This is a genomic window from Geodermatophilus sp. URMC 60, from assembly GCF_053502585.1.
The window spans coordinates 296,437-316,031 of record NZ_CP199958.1 but is presented as its reverse complement, the minus strand read 5'-3'; the positions used below and the strand labels follow the sequence as shown (position 1 = coordinate 316,031).

General features: G+C 76.7%; 20 protein-coding genes. 16 read left to right on the top strand and 4 right to left on the bottom strand.

Annotated features, from left to right (window positions below; genetic code table 11):
- Window positions 1–16 precede the first annotated feature (16 nt).
- The 12 genes from hemA (at window position 17) to ACWIX3_RS01470 (ending at window position 12,078) form a co-directional block, all read left to right on the top strand.
- On the top strand, window positions 17–1,528 hold the full coding sequence (gene hemA / locus ACWIX3_RS01525) for a glutamyl-tRNA reductase (RefSeq protein ID WP_448610322.1): 1,512 nt from the start codon (window positions 17–19) through the stop codon (window positions 1,526–1,528).
- Window positions 1,525–2,463, top strand: a complete 939-nt coding sequence (gene hemC, locus ACWIX3_RS01520; protein WP_448610321.1) for a hydroxymethylbilane synthase — start codon at window positions 1,525–1,527, stop codon at window positions 2,461–2,463. Before hemA ends, hemC begins: the two co-directional genes overlap by 4 nt.
- 85 nt (window positions 2,464–2,548) lie before the next feature.
- A complete protein-coding gene (locus ACWIX3_RS01515) occupies window positions 2,549–4,099 on the top strand; it encodes a uroporphyrinogen-III synthase (RefSeq protein WP_448610320.1) in 1,551 nt (516 codons plus the stop codon).
- Window positions 4,096–5,085, top strand: a complete 990-nt coding sequence (gene hemB / locus ACWIX3_RS01510; protein WP_448610319.1) for a porphobilinogen synthase — start codon at window positions 4,096–4,098, stop codon at window positions 5,083–5,085. The genes ACWIX3_RS01515 and hemB overlap by 4 nt, the downstream gene beginning before the upstream one ends.
- Window positions 5,085–5,597 carry a hypothetical protein gene (locus ACWIX3_RS01505; protein WP_448610318.1) on the top strand — a complete coding sequence of 171 codons (513 nt, stop codon included), beginning with the start codon at window positions 5,085–5,087 and terminating at the stop codon, window positions 5,595–5,597. Before hemB ends, ACWIX3_RS01505 begins: the two co-directional genes overlap by 1 nt.
- Window positions 5,594–6,979, top strand: a complete 1,386-nt coding sequence (gene hemL, locus ACWIX3_RS01500) for a glutamate-1-semialdehyde 2,1-aminomutase (RefSeq protein ID WP_448610317.1) — start codon at window positions 5,594–5,596, stop codon at window positions 6,977–6,979. Before ACWIX3_RS01505 ends, hemL begins: the two co-directional genes overlap by 4 nt.
- Window positions 6,979–7,614 (top strand): histidine phosphatase family protein, encoded by a 636-nt coding sequence (locus ACWIX3_RS01495; protein ID WP_448610316.1) that lies wholly within the window; start codon window positions 6,979–6,981, stop codon window positions 7,612–7,614. The genes hemL and ACWIX3_RS01495 overlap by 1 nt, the downstream gene beginning before the upstream one ends.
- The gene (locus ACWIX3_RS01490) at window positions 7,611–8,186 is read left to right on the top strand and encodes a TlpA family protein disulfide reductase (RefSeq protein WP_448610315.1); all 576 of its coding nucleotides are present in this window, start codon (window positions 7,611–7,613) and stop codon (window positions 8,184–8,186) included. The genes ACWIX3_RS01495 and ACWIX3_RS01490 overlap by 4 nt, the downstream gene beginning before the upstream one ends.
- Window positions 8,186–9,004: a cytochrome c biogenesis CcdA family protein gene (locus ACWIX3_RS01485; RefSeq protein ID WP_448610314.1), complete on the top strand. Its 819-nt coding sequence runs from the start codon at window positions 8,186–8,188 to the stop codon at window positions 9,002–9,004. The genes ACWIX3_RS01490 and ACWIX3_RS01485 overlap by 1 nt, the downstream gene beginning before the upstream one ends.
- Window positions 9,001–10,677, top strand: a complete 1,677-nt coding sequence (gene resB, locus ACWIX3_RS01480; RefSeq protein ID WP_448610313.1) for a cytochrome c biogenesis protein ResB — start codon at window positions 9,001–9,003, stop codon at window positions 10,675–10,677. The genes ACWIX3_RS01485 and resB overlap by 4 nt, the downstream gene beginning before the upstream one ends.
- Window positions 10,667–11,614, top strand: a complete 948-nt coding sequence (gene ccsB, locus ACWIX3_RS01475; protein ID WP_448610312.1) for a c-type cytochrome biogenesis protein CcsB — start codon at window positions 10,667–10,669, stop codon at window positions 11,612–11,614. The genes resB and ccsB overlap by 11 nt, the downstream gene beginning before the upstream one ends.
- A gap of 203 nt (window positions 11,615–11,817) precedes the next feature.
- Entirely contained in the window at window positions 11,818–12,078 is a 261-nt protein-coding gene (locus ACWIX3_RS01470; RefSeq protein WP_448610311.1) for a hypothetical protein, read from the top strand.
- Window positions 12,079–12,218: 140 nt separating this feature from the next.
- Here ACWIX3_RS01470 and ACWIX3_RS01465 read toward each other — a convergent pair whose 3' ends face one another.
- Window positions 12,219–12,425 carry a hypothetical protein gene (locus ACWIX3_RS01465; RefSeq protein WP_448610310.1) on the bottom strand — a complete coding sequence of 69 codons (207 nt, stop codon included), beginning with the start codon at window positions 12,423–12,425 and terminating at the stop codon, window positions 12,219–12,221.
- Window positions 12,426–12,472: 47 nt separating this feature from the next.
- Here ACWIX3_RS01465 and ACWIX3_RS01460 point away from each other — a divergent pair, with 47 nt between their 5' ends.
- Together ACWIX3_RS01460 and ACWIX3_RS01455 are read left to right on the top strand one after the other, a co-directional pair.
- Window positions 12,473–12,976 carry an Lrp/AsnC family transcriptional regulator gene (locus ACWIX3_RS01460; protein WP_448610309.1) on the top strand — a complete coding sequence of 168 codons (504 nt, stop codon included), beginning with the start codon at window positions 12,473–12,475 and terminating at the stop codon, window positions 12,974–12,976.
- Complete coding sequence (locus ACWIX3_RS01455) at window positions 12,960–13,274, top strand: DUF4229 domain-containing protein (protein ID WP_448610308.1); 315 nt, start codon at window positions 12,960–12,962, stop codon at window positions 13,272–13,274. Before ACWIX3_RS01460 ends, ACWIX3_RS01455 begins: the two co-directional genes overlap by 17 nt.
- Before the next feature lie 74 nt (window positions 13,275–13,348).
- On the opposite strand, the gene ACWIX3_RS01450 is transcribed toward ACWIX3_RS01455, so the two are convergent.
- On the bottom strand, window positions 13,349–14,218 hold the full coding sequence (locus tag ACWIX3_RS01450; RefSeq protein WP_448610307.1) for a 1,4-dihydroxy-2-naphthoate polyprenyltransferase: 870 nt from the start codon (window positions 14,216–14,218) through the stop codon (window positions 13,349–13,351).
- A gap of 3 nt (window positions 14,219–14,221) precedes the next feature.
- Window positions 14,222–15,412 (bottom strand): o-succinylbenzoate--CoA ligase, encoded by a 1,191-nt coding sequence (gene menE, locus ACWIX3_RS01445; RefSeq protein WP_448610306.1) that lies wholly within the window; start codon window positions 15,410–15,412, stop codon window positions 14,222–14,224.
- 88 nt (window positions 15,413–15,500) lie between these two features.
- Here menE and ACWIX3_RS01440 point away from each other — a divergent pair, with 88 nt between their 5' ends.
- Both ACWIX3_RS01440 and menD read left to right on the top strand, forming a co-directional pair.
- Window positions 15,501–16,436: an o-succinylbenzoate synthase gene (locus tag ACWIX3_RS01440; RefSeq protein WP_448610305.1), complete on the top strand. Its 936-nt coding sequence runs from the start codon at window positions 15,501–15,503 to the stop codon at window positions 16,434–16,436.
- Window positions 16,433–18,145, top strand: coding sequence for a 2-succinyl-5-enolpyruvyl-6-hydroxy-3-cyclohexene-1-carboxylic-acid synthase (menD, locus tag ACWIX3_RS01435; protein ID WP_448610304.1), 1,713 nt, complete (start codon window positions 16,433–16,435; stop codon window positions 18,143–18,145). The genes ACWIX3_RS01440 and menD overlap by 4 nt, the downstream gene beginning before the upstream one ends.
- Before the next feature lie 141 nt (window positions 18,146–18,286).
- Here the strand turns inward: menD and ACWIX3_RS01430 are convergent, their stop codons facing one another.
- Window positions 18,287–19,561, bottom strand: a complete 1,275-nt coding sequence (locus ACWIX3_RS01430) for an isochorismate synthase (RefSeq protein WP_448610303.1) — start codon at window positions 19,559–19,561, stop codon at window positions 18,287–18,289.
- Between the last annotated feature and the right edge of the window lie 34 nt (window positions 19,562–19,595).

The window sequence follows — 19,595 nt, the reverse complement described above, 5'->3', positions numbered from 1 at the left end:
CCGGCGAGGAGGGGGCATGAGCCTCCTGGCCGTCGGGGTGAGCCACCAGACCGCTCCCGTGGCGCTGCTCGAGCAGTTCGCGATGGGCGCCGACGACACCGTCAAGGCGCTGCACGAGCTGGTCGGCAGCGACCACGTCAGCGAGGCGATCGTGCTGGCGACCTGCAACCGGGTCGAGGTCTTCGCCGAGGTGGACCGGTTCCACGGCGGCGTCACGGACGTCAGCCGCGTGCTGTCCCGCCAGGCCGGCGCCACGGTGGAGGAGCTCTCCCCGTACGTCACCGTCCACTACGAGGACCAGGCGGTCGCGCACCTGTTCACCGTCGCCGCGGGCCTGGACTCGATGGTCGTGGGGGAGACGCAGGTCCTCGGCCAGCTGCGCAACGCCTACGCACTCGCCCGCGAGCAGGGCACCGTCGGCCGGGCGCTGCACCCGGTCGCGCAGCGGGCGCTGCGGGTCGGCAAGCGGGTCCACTCCGAGACCGGCATCGACAAGGCCGGCGCCTCGCTGGTGTCGGTCTCGCTCGACCGCGCCGAGGAGCGGATCGGCTCGCTCGCCGGCCGGCCGGTGCTCGTGGTGGGCGCTGGTTCCATGGGTGCCCTGGCCGCGACCACGCTGGCCCGCCGCGGCGCCGCCGTGACCGTCAGCAGCCGCACGCCCGCGCACGCCCAGCGCCTGGCGACCTCGGTCGAGGGCCGGGCCGCCGACCTCGCCGACCTGCCCGCCGAGGTCGCCGCCGCAGAGGTGCTGGTCACCTGCACCGGTGCGCGCGGCATCGTCATCGGCACCGAGGTGGTGGCCGGGGCGATGCAGTCCAGGATCGGGGCCGCCGGGCAGGACCGGCCGCTGGTCGTCATCGACCTGGCGCTGCCCCGCGACGTCGACCCGGGCGTGGCCGCGCTGCCCGGCGTGCACGTGGTCGACCTGGCCCTCCTGCAGGGCGAACGGAGCAGGGCCCTCCTGCAGGGCGAGAAGAACACAGCCCTCTTGCAGGGCGAGAAGAACACAGCCCTCCTGCAGGGCGAGAAGAACACAGCCCTCCTGCAGGGCGAGAAGAACACAGCCCTCCTGCAGGGCGAGCGGGGTGGCGACGGGCACGTGTCCGCCAGCCCGGTGGCGGCCGACGACGTCGCCGCTGCGCACGCCCTCATCGAGGCCGAGACCGCGCTGCTGCGCGCCGAGCGGCAGGCGGCCGCGGTCGCGCCGACGGTCTCGGCGCTGCGCAGCCAGGCCGCCGAGGTGGTCGACGCCGAGCTGCTGCGGCTCTCCGCCCGGCTGCCCGACCTGGACGCGCGCGCCCGCGCCGAGGTGGCCCGCACCGTCCGCCGCGTCGTCGACAAGCTGCTGCACGAGCCGACCGTGCGGGTCAAGGAGCTGGCCAGCGCCCCCGGCGGCGTGGACTACGCCGACGCGCTGCGCGCCCTGTTCGGTCTCGGTATCGACGCCGAGGTCATCCCGGCGCGGACCAACCTGGCCGAGGCGGTCACCGTCGACCCCGACGAGCTGCGTCCCGGGGGCACGGCATGACGGCCACCACCACGGGCACGCTGCGGTTGGGCACCCGCGCCAGCCAGTTGGCGACCACCCAGTCGCAGGCGGTCGCCGACGCGATCACCGCGGCCAGCGGCGTCCCGGTCCGGCTGGTGCACATCAGCACGGAGGGCGACCGCTCCTCGGCCGCGATCGCGCAGCTCGGCGGCACCGGCGTCTTCGTGACGGCGATCCGGCAGGCGCTGCTCGAGGGCACCGTCGACGTCGCCGTCCACAGCTACAAGGACCTGCCCACGCTGCCCGAGCCGGGGCTGACCATCGCCGCCGTCCCGCCCCGGGAGGACCCGCGCGACGCGCTGGTCGCCCGCGACGGCCTGACCCTCGGTGAGCTGCCGCCGGGCGCGAAGGTGGGCACCGGCGCTCCGCGGCGGGTCGCCCAGCTGCGGGCGCTGGGCCTCGGCCTCGAGGTGGTGCCGATCCGGGGCAACGTCGACACCCGCATGGCACGCGTCGTCCCGGGTGACCTGGACGCCGTCGTGCTGGCCCGCGCCGGGCTCGCCCGGCTCGGCCGGCTGTCCGCCGTCACCGAGACCCTCGACCCGCTGCAGGTCCTGCCCGCGCCGGCGCAGGGCGCGCTGGCCGTGGAGTGCCGCAGCGACGACGAGCGCACCCGACAGCTGCTCGCCGCCCTCGACGACGCCGGCACCCGTGCCTGCGTCGTCGCCGAGCGGACGACGCTCGCGGCGCTGGAGGCCGGCTGCAGCGCGCCGGTCGCCGCGTACGCCGAACTCGCCGAGGGCGAGGACGGTCCCGAGCTGTTCCTCCGCGCCTCGGTCACCGCGCTCGACGGCAGCGACGGCGTCCGCGGCTCCACCACCGGGCCGCCCGCCGAGGCCGAGCGGCTCGGCCGTGAGCTCGCCGCGGAGCTCCTCGACCGGGGTGCCGCCGTGCTGATGGCGGCCGCCCGATGAGCCGCACCCCCCGAGCCGGGCAGCAGGACCCGGCCTCCCGAACCCCGCACACCAGCCCCTCCGGGGCCCTAGACAGGAGCACGCGATGACGCGCTTCCGCAAGCAGAACGGCGGGACGGCCGGCACGGTCGTCTTCGTCGGCGCCGGCCCGGGCGACCCCGGGATGCTGACCGCCCGGGCCACCGCGGCGCTCGCCGAGGCGCACACCGTCCTCGTCGACCCCGACGTCACGCCGGCGATCGCCGAGGCCGTCCGCACCGACCGGCCCGACCTCGAGCTGACCCCCGCGACCGGGGAGCCGGCCGAGGTCGCCAAGGCCGCCGTGGCCGCCGCCAAGTCCGGCGGCACCGTCGTCCGGCTGGTCGCCGGCGACCCGTTCACCTCCGACCACGTGGTCAAGGAGGTGCTGGCCGTGGGCCGCACCTCGGTCGGCTTCGACGTCGTCCCGGGGGTCGCCTCCGCCACCGCCGTGCCGGCCTTCGCCGGGGTCGCCCTGGGTGGCACCTCGCTGTCGGCCGACCTGCGCGGCGGCGAGGCGGACCTGGCGGCGCTGGCCACGGCGGCCAGGGCCCTGGATGCGCCGTTGGTGCTGCAGGGCAACGCCGAGGACCTCCCCGACGCCGCCGCGCGGCTGGTCGAGGGCGGCCTGACCGGCTCCACCCCGGTCGTCGTCACCACCGGCGGCTCGGGCACCGGGCAGAAGAGCGTCGTCGCCAAGCTCGCCGCCGTGGCCGAGAAGACCGCCGGGCTGGACGCCGTCAGCGGCCCGGTCGTGGCCACCGTCGGGTCGGCCGTCGAGAAGCGCGCCCGGCTGTCCTGGTGGGAGAGCCGGCCGCTGTTCGGCTGGCGGGTGCTCGTGCCACGCACCAAGGACCAGGCCGGTGGGATGAGCGACCGGCTGCGGGCCTACGGCGCCGTCCCGATCGAGGTGCCGACGATCGCCGTCGAGCCGCCGCGCAGCCCCGCGCAGATGGACCGCGCCATCAAGGGCCTGGTCACCGGCCGCTACGGCTGGATCGTCTTCACCTCGGTCAACGCGGTGAAGGCCGTCCGGGAGAAGTTCGTCGAGCTGGGCCTCGACGCGCGGGCGTTCGCCGGCGTCAAGGTCGCCTGCGTCGGCGAGTCCACCGCCGACGCGGTGCGCGCCTTCGGCATCGTGCCGGAGCTGGTGCCCACCGGGCAGCAGTCCAGCGAGGGCCTGCTGGCCGACTTCCCCGAGTACGACGACGTGCTCGACCCGATCGACCGGGTGCTGCTGCCGCGCGCCGACATCGCCACCGAGACCCTCGCCGCGGGCCTCAAGGAGCGCGGCTGGGAGATCGACGACGTCACCGCCTACCGCACCGTCCGGGCCGCCCCGCCGCCCGCCCCGGTGCGCGAGGCGATCAAGGGCGGCGGCTTCGACGCGGTGTGCTTCACCTCGTCGAGCACCGTGCGCAACCTGGTCGGCATCGCCGGCAAGCCGCACGCCAAGACCGTCGTCGCGGTGATCGGCCCGCAGACCGCGGCCACGGCGCAGGAGTTCGGCCTGCGGGTCGACGTCCAGCCCGAGACCGCAGCCGTGGGCCCGCTGGTCGACGCGCTGGCCGCGCACGCGCTGTCCCTCCGTGAGGCGGAGGGCGGCGAGGAGAAGTGAGCGGAGGCGCGAGTCCGGGCTTCGCGCGCGGGCGCCGGCTGCGGTCGACGCCCGCGCTGCGGCGGCTCACCGCGCAGACCCGGCTGGCCCCGGCCGACCTGGTGCTGCCGGTGTTCGTCAAGGAGGGCATCGACGAGCCGCAGCCGATCAGCTCGATGCCCGGCGTCGTCCAGCACACGACCGACTCGCTGCGGAAGGCCGCGCACGAGGCGGCCGAGGCCGGCATCGGCGGGCTGATCCTCTTCGGCATCCCGTCGGAGAAGGACCCCGTCGGTTCGCAGGCCGACGCCGCCGACGGCATCGTCAACGTCGCCCTGCAGCAGCTGCGCGCCGACCTTGGCGACGAGCTGGTGCTCATGGCCGACCTGTGCCTGTGCGAGTACACCGACCACGGGCACTGCGGGCTGGTCACCCCGGCCGGCGTCGTCGACAACGACCCGACGCTGGACCGCTACGCGTCGGTCGCGATCGCCCAGGCCCGGGCCGGGGCGCACGTCATCGCCCCCAGCGGGATGATGGACGGCCAGGTCGCGGCGATCCGCCGGGGGCTGGACGGCGCGGCGTTCCAGGAGACGCCGATCCTCGCCTACGCCGCGAAGTACGCCTCGGGCTTCTACGGCCCGTTCCGCGAGGCCGCCGAGGGCGCGCCGCAGTTCGGTGACCGCTCGACCTACCAGATGGACCCGCCCAACGCCGACGAGGCGCTGCGCGAGGTGGCGCAGGACCTCGCCGAGGGCGCCGACGCCGTCATGGTCAAGCCCGCGCTGCCCTACCTCGACATCGTCGCCCGGGTCGCCGACGCCGTCGACGTCCCGGTCAGCGCGTACCAGGTCAGCGGTGAGTACGCGATGCTCGAGGCCGCCGCGGCCAACGGCTGGGTGGACCGGCGGCGGGCCGTCCTGGAGACGCTCACCGCGATCCGCCGCGCGGGTGCGGGCACCGTGCTCACCTACTGGGCGGTGGAAGCGGCCCGCTGGCTGCGCTGATGGGGCGGGCGGGGGACGACTACGTCGAGCCCGGGGGCTCCTGGCGGCCGTTCTGGTCGGCCGCCGGGGCCCTCGGGCTCGTCGTCGTCCTGGACCTCGTGCTGCCCCGCCCCGACGTGCCGCCGCTGCTCCGGCTCCTGGTCGTCGTCGTCCCGGGCGTCGTGGCGGCGGGCGTGGTCTCCGCCCGCCGCGCCTGGACGGTGCGGGTCGATGCCGGGGGCGACGCCCCCGCGCTGTCGGTCGGCCCGGAGCGGGTGCCGCTGGCCTCGGTCGACGCCGCGCACCTGCGCGCGGTCGGTGCCGGGACAGCGGGGGTGGACGCCGGCGCCCCGGTGCTCGGCGGCGGCTGGTCGCTGCCCCGCGGCCGGTCCGGCCTGCCGCTGCGCACGACCGACGGGCGCACCGTGCTGGTGCCCACCCGCGACCCTGCCGCGCTGTCGCGCGCTCTGCTCGCGGCTGTGTCGGACGTCCCCGGCGGCGTGCCGGGGAGGGAGGGGACACTGGGGTCGTGACCTCGCTGGACAGCCCCCCGTACGCCTACGAGGCCCCCGCGTCGGCCGACCTGTTCGGCCGCGCTCAGCGGGTCACCCCCGGCGGGGTGAACTCGCCCGTGCGCGCCTTCGGCGCCGTCGGCGGCACCCCGCGCTTCATGGCGCAGGGCCAGGGCGCCTACCTCACCGACGCCGACGGACGCCGCTACGTCGACCTCGTCGCCTCGTGGGGCCCGCTGATCCTCGGCCACGCCCACCCGGCCGTCGTCGAGGCGGTCACCGCGGCCGCCCGCCGCGGCCTCACCTTCGGCGCCCCGACCGAGGGCGAGGTCGAGCTGGCCGAGGAGATCGTCCGCCGGATGCCGCCGGTGGAGGAGGTGCGGCTGGTCAACTCCGGCACCGAGGCGGTGCTCTCGGCGGTCCGGCTGGCCCGCGGCGTCACCGGACGCCGGGTCGTCGTGAAGTTCGCCGGCTGCTACCACGGCCACGTCGACGCCCTGCTGGCCTCGGCCGGCTCCGGCGTCGCCACCCTCGGCCTGCCCGACACCCCCGGCGTCACCACCGGCGCCGCCGCCGACACCGTCGTCCTGCCCTACAACGACGCGGCCGCGGTCGAGGCGGTCTTCGCCGAGCGGGGCAGCGAGATCGCCGCGGTCATCACCGAGGCCGCGGTCGGCAACATGGGCGTCGTCCCCCCGCTGGACGGCTTCAACCAGGCGCTGCGCCGCACCACCGCCGCGCACGGCGCGCTGCTGATCGTCGACGAGGTCATGACCGGGTTCCGCGTCTCCCGCTCCGGCTGGTACGGACTGGACCCGGTGGACGCCGACCTGATGACCTTCGGCAAGGTCATGGGCGGCGGGCTCCCGGCCGCGGCGTTCGGCGGCCGCGCCGACCTCATGGAGCACCTGGCGCCGGCCGGGCCGGTGTACCAGGCGGGCACGCTGTCGGGGAACCCGGTCGCGGTCGCCGCGGGCCTCACCACGTTGCGGCACTGCACCGACGAGGTCTACGCCCGCTGCGACCAGGTCGCCGTCACCCTGCGCGGGGCGGCCAGCGCCGCGCTGTTCGCCGCAGGCGTCCCGCACCGGGTCCAGCAGGCCGGCTCGATGTTCTCGGTGTTCTTCGTCCCCGACGAGCGGCCGGTGCGCGACTACGACGACGCCCGTTCGCAGGACGCCGCCCGCTACACCGCCTTCTTCCACGCGATGCTCGCCCGCGGCGTCTACCTGCCGCCGTCGGCGTTCGAGTCGTGGTTCGTCAGCGCCGCGCTCGACGACGAGGCCGTCGAGCGGGTGCTCGAGGCCCTGCCCGCCGCCGCCCGCGCCGCGGCGGCCGTCGACCCCTCGTCCGCCCCGCCGGCCGAGGAGCCGGCGGACGCCACCACCGGGATGAGCACCTGATGGCCGAGACCACCGTCGTCCACCTGCTGCGCCACGGCGAGGTGCACAACCCCGAGAAGGTGCTCTACGGCCGGCTGCCGGGCTACCGGCTCTCGGAGACCGGCGAGGCGATGGCCCTGGCCGCCGCCGAGTGGCTGGCCGACAAGGACCTCACCCACGTGATCAGCAGCCCGCTGGAGCGCGCGCAGCAGACGGCTGCGCCCACCGCCGGGAAGCTCGAGCTGCCGATCGAGGTCGACGACCGGCTCATCGAGGCGGGCAACGCCTTCGAGGGCCTGCGGGTCGGCGTGGGGGACGGCACGCTGCGCTCGCCCCAGCACTGGTGGAAGCTGCGCAACCCGTTCCGCCCGTCGTGGGGCGAGCCCTACGTCGAGATCGCCGCGCGGATGCTGGCCGCGGTCGAGGCCGCCCGGGACGCCGCCCGCGGCGCCGCGGCGGTGTGCGTGAGCCACCAGCTGCCGATCTGGACGCTGCGGCTGCACCTGGAGGGACGCCGCTACGCGCACGACCCGCGTCGCCGGCAGTGCGGCCTGGCCAGCATCACCTCGCTGACCTACGACGGCGACCGCTTCGTGGGGCTGTCCTACGCCGAGCCCGCCGGCGCCACGCCCCCCGACGCGGTGCCCGGCGCATGAGACGACGGCTGCTCGGCGCCCTGGCCGGGACGCTCCTGCTCGCCGGCTGCTCGACCGGCACCGACGCCGTCGACGTCAACAACGGCGGGGAGTTCCGCTTCGTGCAGGGCACCCCGGCCGGCGAGGTCATCCCGCCCGACGAGCGGGCCGCGGCGCCGGAGTTCTCCGGCACCCTGCTCGACGGCGGGGACTTCGCCTCCAGCGAGCTCGACGGCAACGTCGCCGTCCTGAACTTCTGGGGCTCCTGGTGCGCGCCCTGCCGGGTCGAGTCGCCGGGGTTCCAGGAGGTCTACGCCGAGGTGCGCGACCAGGGCGTGCGGTTCCTCGGCGTCAACGTCAAGGACACCGACCAGCTCGCCCGTGCCTTCGAGGACAGCTTCGGCATCGAGTTCCCCTCGCTGGACGACCCGCGAGGCGAGGTGGCCCTGGCGTTCCGGGACTACCCGGCCAACGCCATCCCGTCCACCATCGTGCTCGACGCGCAGGGGAGGGTGGCCGCCGTCTACACCGGCGCGGTCGCGCAGGACGACCTGCGCGCGGTGCTCGAGCTGCTGATGGCCGAGGAGGGCTGATGGGGGAGACCTTCAGCGGCCTGGTGACCGACGGCCCGCTGCTCGTGGCCGCCGCCGTCGCGGCACTGGTCGGCCTGGTCAGCTTCGCCTCGCCCTGCGTGCTGCCGCTGGTGCCCGGCTACCTCTCCTACGTCACCGGTCTGGTCGGCTCCGGCGCCCGGACGACGGCCCCGGCGGCGGCCGCTGCCGGGGGCGCCACGGCGGTGGCGGTCCGCACCGACGAGCGCTCGCCCCGCGGTCGGATGCTGCTGGGCGCGACGCTGTTCGTGCTCGGCTTCACCGCCGTCTTCGTCACGATCAGCACCGCGTTCGGCGGCCTCGGCCGGCTGCTGCTGCAGTACAACGACGAGATCACCCGGGTCCTCGGCGTGGTCACCGTCCTGGTGGGGCTGGGCTTCCTCGGGTGGCTCCCGCTGCTCCAGCGCACCAAGCGGGTGGCGTTCCGGCCCGCGACCGGGCTGGCCGGGGCCCCGCTGCTGGGCGTCGTCTTCGGGCTGGGCTGGACGCCGTGCCTGGGCCCGACGCTCGCCGCGGTGCAGAACCTCGCCTTCCAGCAGGCCACCGCCGGCCGCGGCGCGCTGCTCGGGCTGGCCTACTGCCTGGGCCTGGGCGTGCCGTTCGTGCTGGTCGCACTGGGCGCCCGCTGGGCGATGGGCGCCACGTCCTTCCTGCGCCGGCACGCGCAGGGGGTCACCCGGTTCGGCGGCGCCGTCCTCGTGGTCGTCGGCCTGCTGCTGGTCACCGGCGCCTGGACCGAGATGATGCGCTGGCTGCAGGGCTGGCTGGCCGCCAACGGCTTCGCGGAGACGTCGCTGTGACCACCACTGCCCCGCCGCGGCCGGCCGCGGCACCGCCGCCCCCTGCCCGTCCCTCCCCGGGCGCCCGCGCCGCGGGCCTGTGGCTGCGCTGGTGGCGCCGGCTGACCGCCATGCGGACGGCGATCATCCTGCTGTTCCTGCTGGCACTGGCGGCGATACCCGGCTCGCTGCTGCCCCAGCGCTCGCTGAACCAAAACGCCGTCCGGCAGTACTTCGCCGATCACCCGACGCTGGCGCCGGTGCTCGACCGGCTCTACGCCTTCGACGTCTTCGGCTCGCCGTGGTTCGCCGCGGTGTACCTGCTGCTGTTCGTCTCGCTCATCGGCTGCGTCGTCCCCCGGCTGGCCGAGCACCTCCGCGCCCTGCGGGCCGATCCGCCGCCGGCGCCGCGCCGGCTGCAGCGGCTGCCCGACTCCGCGGAGCTGGCCACCCCGCTGCCCGGCCCGGCCGCCCTCGACGTGGTCGAGGAGGAGCTGCGGGTCCGTCGCTTCCGCGTGGTCCGCCGTTCCGGCTCTGCCGGGACCGCCGGGTCCAGCGGCACCCACGGCGACGAGCTGTCGGCCGAGAAGGGCTTCTGGAAGGAGACCGGCAACCTCCTGTTCCACCTGTCGCTGGTGGCGCTGCTGCTCGGCCTGGCCGGCGGCAAGCTGTGGGGCTACGAGGGCAGCATCCTGGTCACCGAGGGCCAGGGCTTCTGCAACTCCTTCCAGCAGTACGACACCTACTCCTCGGGCGCACTGGTCGACGGTGCGGACCTCACCCCGCTCTGCATCGACCTGGACGACTTCCGCGCGGAGTACGAGGAGGACCTGACCGCGGCCGCCTACACCGCCGACATCCGCTACGGCGGGCCCGGCGAGGAAGGCAGGCCCACGACGATCGGCGTCAACGACCCGCTCCGGATCGACGGCGACCGGGTCTACGTCACCGGCCACGGCTACGCGCCGCGGTTCACCGTCACGCTCCCGGACGGGACGGCGTTCACCGACGTCTCGGCGCCGTTCCTGCCCTCGGACCAGACGACCATGTCCAGCGAGGGCGCGCTCAAGCTGCCCGACCTCGGCGCCGGCGCCCAGGACCAGTTGGCCCTCGAGGGGTTCTTCGCGCCGACCGGGCTGATGCAGGGCGGCGTCCTGACCTCGATCGACCCGCGGGCGCTCAACCCCCAGGTGGCGGTCCTGGCCTACCAGGGCTACCTGGGCCTGGACTCCGGCCTCCCGCAGTCGGTGTACTCGCTCGACCGGAGCCAGATCGAGCGCGGCCGGCTCACCGAGGTGGGCCGGGCCAACCTGGCGGTCGGGGAGACGCTCACCCTCCCCGACGGGACGGCGATCACCTTCACCGGCGTCGACCAGTTCGCCGCGCTGCAGTTCTCGCACGACCCCGGGCAGGTGTGGGTGCTCGTCGCGGCGATCGCCCTGCTGGCCGGCCTGCTCGCGCTGCTCCTGCTGCGCCGGGAGCGCTTCTTCGCCCGCGTCGGCCCCGACCCCGACGGCGGCGGTACCGTGCTCTCGGTCGGCTCGCTGACGCGGGGCGGTGGCGAGAGCGCCACGTCCTTCGCCGAGCTGACCGGGCGGCTGCGGACTGCGCTCGACGAGCGGTCCCCGACCCCCTCCGCCCCGCCGTCCGGCTGGGCCGCACCGGAACCGGAGGTCCCCCCGCGTGACCGTTGACCCGTCGCTGGCCGAGCTGTCGGACACGCTGTTCTCGATCGCCGTCGCGCTCTACTCGGTCGCCGTCGTGGCGTTCTCGGCGCAGCTGGCGTTCGGCCGCCGTCCGGCGCGGCAGCTGGTCCCCGCGGGGTCCGGGGCGGGCGGGGCCACGCTCGCACCGCCGCCCGCCGCGCCGTCGCGCACCGACCGCTGGGGCCTGGTCGGGCTCGCGGTCACCGCCGTGGGCGCCCTCGTGCACGCCGCCGTCCTGGTCACCCGTGGGATGGCCGCCGATCGGCTGCCCTGGGGCAACATGTACGAGTTCGCCACCGCCGTCGTCCTCGTCGGCGTGGTGGTGTACCTGGTGCTGGCGGTCCGCATGCCGGCCGTCCGCGACATCGGCGCCTTCGTCCTCGCACCGGTCGTCCTCGCGCTGGTCGCCACCGGGCTGTTCCTCTACACCGAGACGGGGCCGCTGGTGGCCGCGCTGCGCTCGAGCTGGCTGGCCGTGCACGTCTCCACGGCGATCCTCGGCTTCGGCATCTTCTTCGTCAGCGGGATCGCCAGCGTGCTGTACCTGCTGCGGCTGCGGTCCGACGCCCGCGGTGCCGAGGCGGAGGGCTCGTTCCTCTCCCGGCTGCCGGGCGCGGTCACGCTGGACCGGGTCGCCCACCGCACCGCCGTCTTCGGTTTCCCGATCTGGACCTTCGCCGTCATCGCCGGCGCCATCTGGGCCGAGAGCGCCTGGGGACGGTACTGGGGCTGGGACCCCAAGGAGACCTGGGCGTTCATCGCCTGGGTGGTCTACGCCGGCTACCTGCACGCGCGGACGACGGCCGGCTGGCGGGGGCGTCCGGCGGCGTGGGTCAACGTCGTCGGCCTGGCCGTGATGGTCTTCAACCTCCTGTACGTGAACATGGTGTCCACCGGCCTGCACAGCTACGGCGGTCTGGACTGAAGGAGGGCCACCCTCCCCGCGCCTCGTGGGGAGGACCCCGTCCTCCCCACTTCTCGCAGGCTCAGGGCGGGACCGGGGACGGGGCCGGCGGGCCCCTGAGGGGTGCTCCTCCCAGCACGTGACCAGGCCGCGCGGCGTGTCGGTGACGCGCCGGGCGCGACCGTGCTTCCATGCCCCCATGTCGCGCCGGAGGGGAGCTCCCCGTGGGTAGGCACTCGGCTCTGGAAGGCGCCGCGGTGGACCCCGTGGTCGCCGCCGCGCTCGCGCAGCGGGCGGCGGACGCGCCGGCCGGCCGGCACGGCGACCCGCGCGCCGAGGGCACCGAGGGCGGCCTCGGCTGGCCGGGGACGTCGACCACGCACGAGGGCCTGGGCTGGCCCGGTGGGATGACCGACGAGGTCGCTCCCGCCGCGCCGCCGCAGCGGGAGCGCCGCGGGTGGCGGCGTCTCTTCCGCGCCGCCTGAAGAAGGACCACCCTCCCCCATGCCTCGTGGAAGGATCCCGTCCCCGAGCCCTTCGCGAGCCCAGGGCACGACAGGGGAGGGCTGGGGGACCCTGGAGAGGGGCCATCCGGCGCGCGCAGCGCCGGGAGGGGTCCGTACCGCTAGGCGGGGGAGCCGTCGTCGCGCCGCGTGCGGCGCTCCAGCTCGCGCAGGAACTCCGGGTCGTCGTCGGGCGCCACCGGGCGGACGGCGCGCTGCGGCCGAGGCGGCCTCGGGGCGCGCACCCCGCCGGCGCCGCCCCTCTCCGCCGCCCGCAGCACCAGGACCACGACGGCCACCGCCACCACCAGCACCACCACGAAGGCCATGGCGGCCCACCCCCTCGCCGATCGAGCTCGAGTCCCCTCCACAGTACGTGCGCGGGCGATACTCGAGCGCACACCCAGCGTGCACCCCCGGGAGGAGAACCGCCATCGACGCCGTCGACCGGCAGCTGATCGACCTGCTGCGTGCCAACGGGCGCGCGAGCTACGCCGAGCTGGCCCGGCGGGTCGGCCTCTCCTCGCCTGCGGTGCACGAGCGGGTCGGCAAGCTGGAGGCCGCCGGGGTCATCACCGGCTACCGGGCGGTGGTCGACCCGGCGTCGGTCGGGCTGGGGGTCACCGCTCTGGTGAGCGTCATCGAGAGCGACGCGGTCGACGACACCGGCGTGGAGGCGGGACTGGCCGCGCTGCCCGAGGTGGAGGACTGCTGGCGGGTGGCCGGAAGCGAGGGCTACGTGCTCAAGGTGCGCGTGACCGACATCCCGGCACTCGAGGCCACCATCGACGCGTTGAACCGGATCAGAGGCGTCGCCCGCACGCGGACGACGGTCGTGTTGAGCACCAAGTGGGAGGGCCGCCATGGCGGAGAGGGCTGAGCCGGCGGTGCCGGGCGCGCCGACCGGGGGGCCGGCGGCGCCACCGAGGATCGCGCCCTGGCTCCTGATCTACACCGTGGGGCGGTTCGCCATCGCCGCCGCGCTGGTGCTGCTGCTGTGGTGGCTGGGCCTGGACTTCTGGTCCGGCGCGCTGTTCGGGCTGCTGCTGTCGATGCCGGTCTCGTACCTGCTGCTGCGGCCGTCCCGCGAGCGGCTCACCGAGGGCCTGGCCGCGCGCAGCGTCGCCCGTCAGCAGGCCAGGGCCGCGCGGGAGGCTCGCCTCACCGGCGACGGTTGACGGACCCTCGCGGGCTGGCCCCGTCCAGAGGCTCGCCGCGAGCTTGCGAGCGGTGAGGAGGACGGGGTCCTTCTTCAGCTGAGCGCGAGGCCGGCGCCGAGCAGCACGCCGGTCACCAGGGTGAGCAGGCCGGTGCCCTGCAGCGCGGTGATCAGCGCCGGTCCGCGACCGCCGGAGAGCACGGTGCGCACCGGCGGCACGGCCAGCGGGGCGGCGAGCAGCGCGAGCAGGGCCCAGGGCCGGGTCACCCCGATCGCGACGACCACGGCGAAGGCCACCGCGGGCAGCAGCGCGAAGGCGACCCGGGTGCCGCGGTCGCCGAGCAGCACGGCCAGCGTGCGCTTGCCGACGGCGGCGTCGCCCTCGATGTCGCGCAGGTTGTTCACGACCAGCAGCGCCACCGACAGCAGACCGATCGGCACCGCGGCCGCGACGGCCAGCCCGTCGACCGACCCGGTCTGCACGAACGTCGTCCCCACGACGGCGACCAGGCCGAAGAAGACGAAGACGAAGACCTCGCCCAGGGCGCGGTAGCCGTAGGGGAGCGGGCCGCCGGTGTAGGTCCAGGCCGCGGCGATGCAGACCGCGCCGACCGCGACCAGCCACCAGCTCGACAGCGCGGCCAGCACCAGCCCGGCCAGACCGGCGACGGCGAAGGAGGCCAGCGCGGCGACCAGCACCTGCCGCGGGGTCGCCGCACCCGAGCCGACCAGCCGCACCGGCCCGACGCGGACCGCGTCGGTGCCCCGGGTGCCGTCGGAGTAGTCGTTGGCGTAGTTGACCGCCACCTGCAGTGCGAGGGCGACCAGCAGGGCCAGCAGCGCCGGGACCGGCCGGAAGCCGTCGAGGGCCGCTGCGGCGCCGGTGCCCACCAGCACGGGGGCGAGGGCGGCGGGCAGCGTGCGGGGGCGGGCGCCGGCCAGCCACTGGGCGGGGGTGGCCACGGTCTAGAGCCTCCCGTCGACGACCGCTGCGGCGGTGAGCCGGGCAGCAACGCCGCGGCGGTCGGGCTTGCCGGTGTGCAGGGTCGGGACGGCGTCGATGCGGTGCAGCTCACGCGGCGCGGCGGGACCGCCCAGCCGCTCGGCCACCCACGGGCGCAGCGCGGCGAGGTCCGGCGCCGCCCCGGGGGCCGGGACGACGGCGGCGACCACGCGCTGGCCCCACTCGTCGTCCGGCCGGCCGAAGACGACGGCGTCGGCGACGTCCGGGTGCTGGCGCAGCACGCCCTCCACCGCCTGCGGGGCGACGTTGACCCCGCCGGTGACCACGACGTCGTCCAGCCGCCCGAGCACGGTCAGCCTGCCGGCGTCGTCGAGCGCGCCGGCGTCGCGGGTGCGGAACCAGGTCGTGCCGGCGGTGTCGAGGGCGAAGGCGGCGGCGGTGCCCTCGGGGTCGAGCCGGTAGCCGAGTGCCAGCACCGGCCCGCCGAGCTCGATGCCCGTACCGCCGGCTCCTGCGGCGTCCCCGCCATCGCCGACCCGCACGCGGACCCCGTCCAGGGGCTCGCCGTCGTACACGCAGCCGCCGGCGGTCTCGGTCATCCCGTACGTGGTCACGACGGCGACGCGCTCCTCGCGGGCGCGGGCCAGCAGGCCCGGGTCGGTGGCCGCGCCGCCGACCAGCACCGCGTCGAAGGCGCGCAGCGCCGCGGGCTCCTCGTCGAGGTGGCGGCGCAGCTGGGTGGGCACCATCGAGGTGTAGCGCCGGCCGGCCGGCATGCGGGCGACGGCGGCGGCCAGCGGCTCCCCGGGGGCCGGCACGGTCGGGTCGGTGCCGGCGAGGACCGAGCGGCACAGCACCTGCAGGCCGGCGACGGCCGACACGGGCAGCGCGAGCAGCCAGGCGCCGGGACCGCCGATCCGGCGCAGCGTGGCCTCGGCCGAGGCGAGCACCGCACCCGCCGGCAGCAGCACACCGCGTCCGCCGCCGGTCGAGCCGGAGGTGACGACGACGAGGTCCGCGCCGTCCTCCAGCGGCTGCTCGGGCCGCAGCACCGCCCGAGCCGCCTCGACGGAGGCCGGCGGGCCCGCGGGCAGCACCGCGAGCGGCGCCGTGCCGTCCAGGGCGGCGCGCACCTGCGGCAGGAGCGCGAGCGGATCGGCCGGCGCCGGCACGGGGGTCAGGTGCCTGGGCACGAGGTCCGAGAGTAGGGACCCTCCTGCCCCCCACCGCTCGCAGGCTCGCGGCGGGACCCTGCAGGAGGGCCGAACTACGCTTGCTGCCGTGATCGACACCGACGGGGCGCGGGTCTGGTCGGTGCCGATGCGGACGCGGTTCCGCGGCATCGACGTCCGCGACGGCGTGCTGGTACGTGGGCCTGCCGGCTGGGGCGAGTTCTCCCCGTTCTGGGACTACGACGTCGCCGGGAGCCGCCGTTGGTGGGCCGCGGCTGTCGAGGCCGCGTGCGACGGCTGGCCGCCACCCGTGCGCGACGCCGTGCCGGTGAACGTCACCGTGCCGGCCGTCGGCCCCGAGCGGGCGCACGCGATCGTGACCGCCTCGGGCTGCCGCACGGCGAAGGTGAAGGTCGCCGAGCCGGGCCAGACCGCGGGCGACGACGTCGCCCGCGTCGAGGCGGTGCGCGACGCCCTCGGCCCGGACGGCGCGATCCGGGTCGACGCGAACGCCGCCTGGGACGTCGACACCGCCGTCGCCCGCATCCGTGAGCTCGACCGGGTGGGCCTGGAGTACGTCGAGCAGCCGTGCGCGTCGCTCGAGGAGCTGGCGGCGCTGCGCCGGCGGATCGACGTCCGGATCGCCGCCGACGAGGTCGTCCGCCGCTCGGCCGACCCGGTGCGCGTGGACCTGCGCGGGACGTGCGACGTCGTCGTCCTCAAGGTGCAGCCGCTCGGCGGCGTCCGGGCGGCGCTCGAGGTCGCGGAGGCGCACGGCCTGCCGTGCGTGGTGTCCTCGGCGCTGGAGTCGTCGGTCGGCATCGCCGCCGGGGTGGCGCTGGCGGCCGCGCTGCCCGAGCTGCCGTTCGCCTGCGGGCTGGCCACCGTCGCGCTGCTGGGGGACGACGTCACGAGCTCCCCCCTGCTGCCGGTGGACGGCGTGCTGCCGGTGCGACCCGTGACGCCCGACCGCCTCACCGACGTCGCCGCGGCCCCGCAGGTCGAGGCGCGGTGGCGGGCCCGGCTGGACGCGGTGCGCGGGTGAACCCCTCCACCGCCCTCGCCCGGGTGCTCGTCGACGAACTGGTCCGCGGCGGGGTCACCGATGCCGTGGTGGCGCCCGGCTCCCGCTCGGCGCCCGTCGCGCTGGCGCTGGCCGACGCCGAGCGGGACGGCCGGCTGATCCTGCACGTGCGCATCGACGAGCGGACGGCGGCCTTCCTCGCCCTCGGCCTGGCGAAGGGATCCGGGCGGCCGGTGCCGGTGCTGACGACCTCCGGGACGGCGACGGCGCACCTGCACGCCGCCGTGCTCGAGGCCGACGCCGCCGGGGTGCCGCTGCTGGCGCTGACCGCCGACCGGCCGCCGGAGCTGCGCGACACCGGCGCCAACCAGACCATCGCCCAGCCCGGGCTCTACGGCGGGGCGGTGCGGGCGGCGGTCGACGTCGGCGTGCCCGAGGCCGGCCGGGAGGAGGCGCAGAACCGCTACTGGCGATCGCTCGTGGCCAAGGCGCTGCTGGCGGCCCGCGGCGCGCTCTCCGGCGACCCGGGCCCGGTGCAGCTCAACCTGCCGTTCCGCGAGCCGCTGCTGCCCGAGGACGCCGACGTGCGGACGGTCGGCCCGTGGGGCGGCCGGCCGGACGGGGCCCCGTGGACCGACGGCTCGGTCGCGCCCGTCGTGGGGCCCAGCGACACCGGGCCCGCCCGCACGCTGGTCGTCGTCGGTGACGCCCCGCCGGCGCTGGGCCGGGCGGCCGCCCAACTGGCCGCGACCCAGGGCTGGCCGGTGGTCGCCGAGCCGTCCAGCGGGGCGTGGACCGGGTCCGTGCGCGGCGGTGCCCTGCTGCTCGGTGTGCCCGCCTGGCTGGCCGCGCACCGGCCGGACCGGGTGCTGGTCGTGGGCCGGCCGACGCTGTCCCGGCCGGTGTCGGCGCTGCTGGCCGACCCTGCGGTCCGGGTGGAGACCGTGTCCGCCACCCCGCGCTGGCCCGACGCCGGCCGCTCGACGACGTGGGTGGGCGCGCTGCCGTCGCCCGGCGTGCCGGCCGACCCGGCCTGGCGCCAGGCGTGGTGCGCCGCAGCCGACCGGGTGGGGACGGCGGTCGACGGCGTGCTCGACGCGCTGCCGGGGCTGACCGCCGGGGTGCTCGCCCGCGACCTCGTCGCCGCCCTGCCGGACGGGGCGCTGCTCGTGCTCGGCTCGTCGACGCCGGTCCGGGACGTCGACCGGCTCGCCGTACCGCGGGCGGGGCTCACGGTGGTGGCCAACCGGGGGGTCGCCGGCATCGACGGGACGGTCTCCACCGCGGTCGGCGCGGCACGCGTGCACTCGCGCGACGACGTCCCCGGTGATCCCCGCGGGATCCGCCGGGGGTTCGCCCTGCTCGGCGACCTCACCTTCCTGCACGACCTGCAGGGCCTGCTCGTCGGCGAGGGGGAGCCCCTGCCCGACCTCACCCTCGTCGTCCCGGACAACGACGGCGGCGGGATCTTCGCCCAGCTCGAGCCCGGGCAGCCGCGGTACGAGGCCGGCTACCGGCGGGTGTTCGGCACGCCCCACGGCCGCGACCTGGTCGCCGTGGCCGAGTCGCTGGGCTGGCCGGCGGAGCGGGTGTCGTCGTCGGCCGGGCTGCGGGACGCCGTCGCCGCCGGCGGGCCGCGGGTGGTCGTCGTCGGCACCGGCCAGCGCGCCGAGGCCGAGCTGGCCGCGGCGCTGCGGTCGGCGGCCGCGGACGCGCTCGGCGAGGCCTGATCACGCCTCAGCCGTGATCCGCCCGGTACGCCAGGCCCGGTACGCCAGGCCCGGTACGCCGGGCGCGGACAGCGGGGTCAGGCGTCCACGGCCGCATCGCGGCCCGGGCGGGCGGCCGGCCGCGTGCGACCCCCGTGCCGGTCAGCTCTCCAGCGCGGCCTGGAAGGCGGCGAACTTCGCCTGCGTCTCGGCCAGCTCCGCGGCCGGGTCGGAGCCAGCGACGATGCCGCAGCCCGCGAACAGCCGCGCGGAGGCGGGGTCCTCGCCGGAGAGCTCGGCGCACCGGAGCGCCAGGCCGAACTCGCCGTCGCCTCGGGCGTCGACCCAGCCCACCGGACCGGCGTAACGGCCGCGGTCCATGCCCTCCAGCTCGCCGATCAGCGCGGCGGCGGCGTCGGTCGGGGTGCCGCAGACGGCGGCCGTCGGGTGCACCGCCCCGATCAGCTCGAGCAGCCCGGCGCGGCCGCGGGCCCCGCCGCGGCGCTGGACGCCGGTGACGTCGGTGGCCAGGTGGCGCACGTTGGCCAGCGTCAGCAGCTCCGGCTCCTCCGGCGCGGTGAGCGTCGTGCAGTACGGCTCCAGCGCCCGGACCAGCGACTCGACGGCCAGCGCGTGCTCGGCGCGGTCCTTGGTCGAGGCGAGCAGGCCCGCGGCCAGGCGCTCGTCGTCGGCGCCCGCGCCGCGCGGTGCGGTGCCGGCCAGCACGCGGGAGGACAGCTCGCGGCCGCTCCGGCGCAGCAGCAGCTCCGGCGTCGCCCCGAGCAGGCCGTCGACGGCGAAGGTCCAGCAGTCGGGGAAGCGGGCGGCCAGCCGGGCGAGCAGCGCGCGGGCGTCCAGCGGCGCGTCGGCGGTGACCAGCAGGTCGCGCGCCAGCACCACCTTGGCCAGCTCGCCGGCGCCGATGCGGTCCACGGCCGCGGCCACGGTGGCGCACCACGAGGCCGGGTCGAGCGCGCCGTCGGCGTAGCGCAGCCGGCCCAGTGGAGCTCGCGCGGCCGCGGGCGCGGCGGCCAGCACGTCGGCGGGGTCGGCGTCCCCGGTGGTGGTCACCCAGGCGGCGCCGTCCCGTCGGCCGACGACGACCTCGGGGACGACGAACACCGACGTCCCGGCGGCCGGGTCGAAGGCGATGCTGGCGAACACGACGGGCCCGGAGCCGGGGACCCCGGCCCGGTCGTCGACGTCGAGGCCGGCGCTGAGGGTCTCCCACCACTCGGCCGCCTCGGCGAGGGCCCGCGGGCCGGTGACCTCCAGCCGGGCGGCCTCGCCCCAGCCGACCAGGCCCTCACCACGGCGCACCCAGGACACCGCGCCGGCGGTCGGCAGGAGGTCGAGCAGGGCGGGGGTCTCGAGCAGGGGGATCGTGGTGACGACAGGCGTGACCGCGTCCGGAGTGGTCAGGGCCGCCACGCTCACCAGCCCAGAGTAGGCAGCCCGGTAGCGTCGCGGT

Coding starts and splice junctions, on each gene's coding strand:
- hemA (WP_448610322.1), top strand. CDS start 17: ATGAGCCTCCTGGCCGTCGGGGTGAGCCACCAGACCGCTCCCGTGGCG.
- hemC (WP_448610321.1), top strand. CDS start 1,525: ATGACGGCCACCACCACGGGCACGCTGCGGTTGGGCACCCGCGCCAGC.
- ACWIX3_RS01515 (WP_448610320.1), top strand. CDS start 2,549: ATGACGCGCTTCCGCAAGCAGAACGGCGGGACGGCCGGCACGGTCGTC.
- ACWIX3_RS01505 (WP_448610318.1), top strand. CDS start 5,085: ATGGGGCGGGCGGGGGACGACTACGTCGAGCCCGGGGGCTCCTGGCGG.
- ACWIX3_RS01495 (WP_448610316.1), top strand. CDS start 6,979: ATGGCCGAGACCACCGTCGTCCACCTGCTGCGCCACGGCGAGGTGCAC.
- ACWIX3_RS01490 (WP_448610315.1), top strand. CDS start 7,611: ATGAGACGACGGCTGCTCGGCGCCCTGGCCGGGACGCTCCTGCTCGCC.
- ACWIX3_RS01485 (WP_448610314.1), top strand. CDS start 8,186: ATGGGGGAGACCTTCAGCGGCCTGGTGACCGACGGCCCGCTGCTCGTG.
- ACWIX3_RS01465 (WP_448610310.1), bottom strand. CDS start 12,425: ATGGCCTTCGTGGTGGTGCTGGTGGTGGCGGTGGCCGTCGTGGTCCTG.
- ACWIX3_RS01455 (WP_448610308.1), top strand. CDS start 12,960: ATGGCGGAGAGGGCTGAGCCGGCGGTGCCGGGCGCGCCGACCGGGGGG.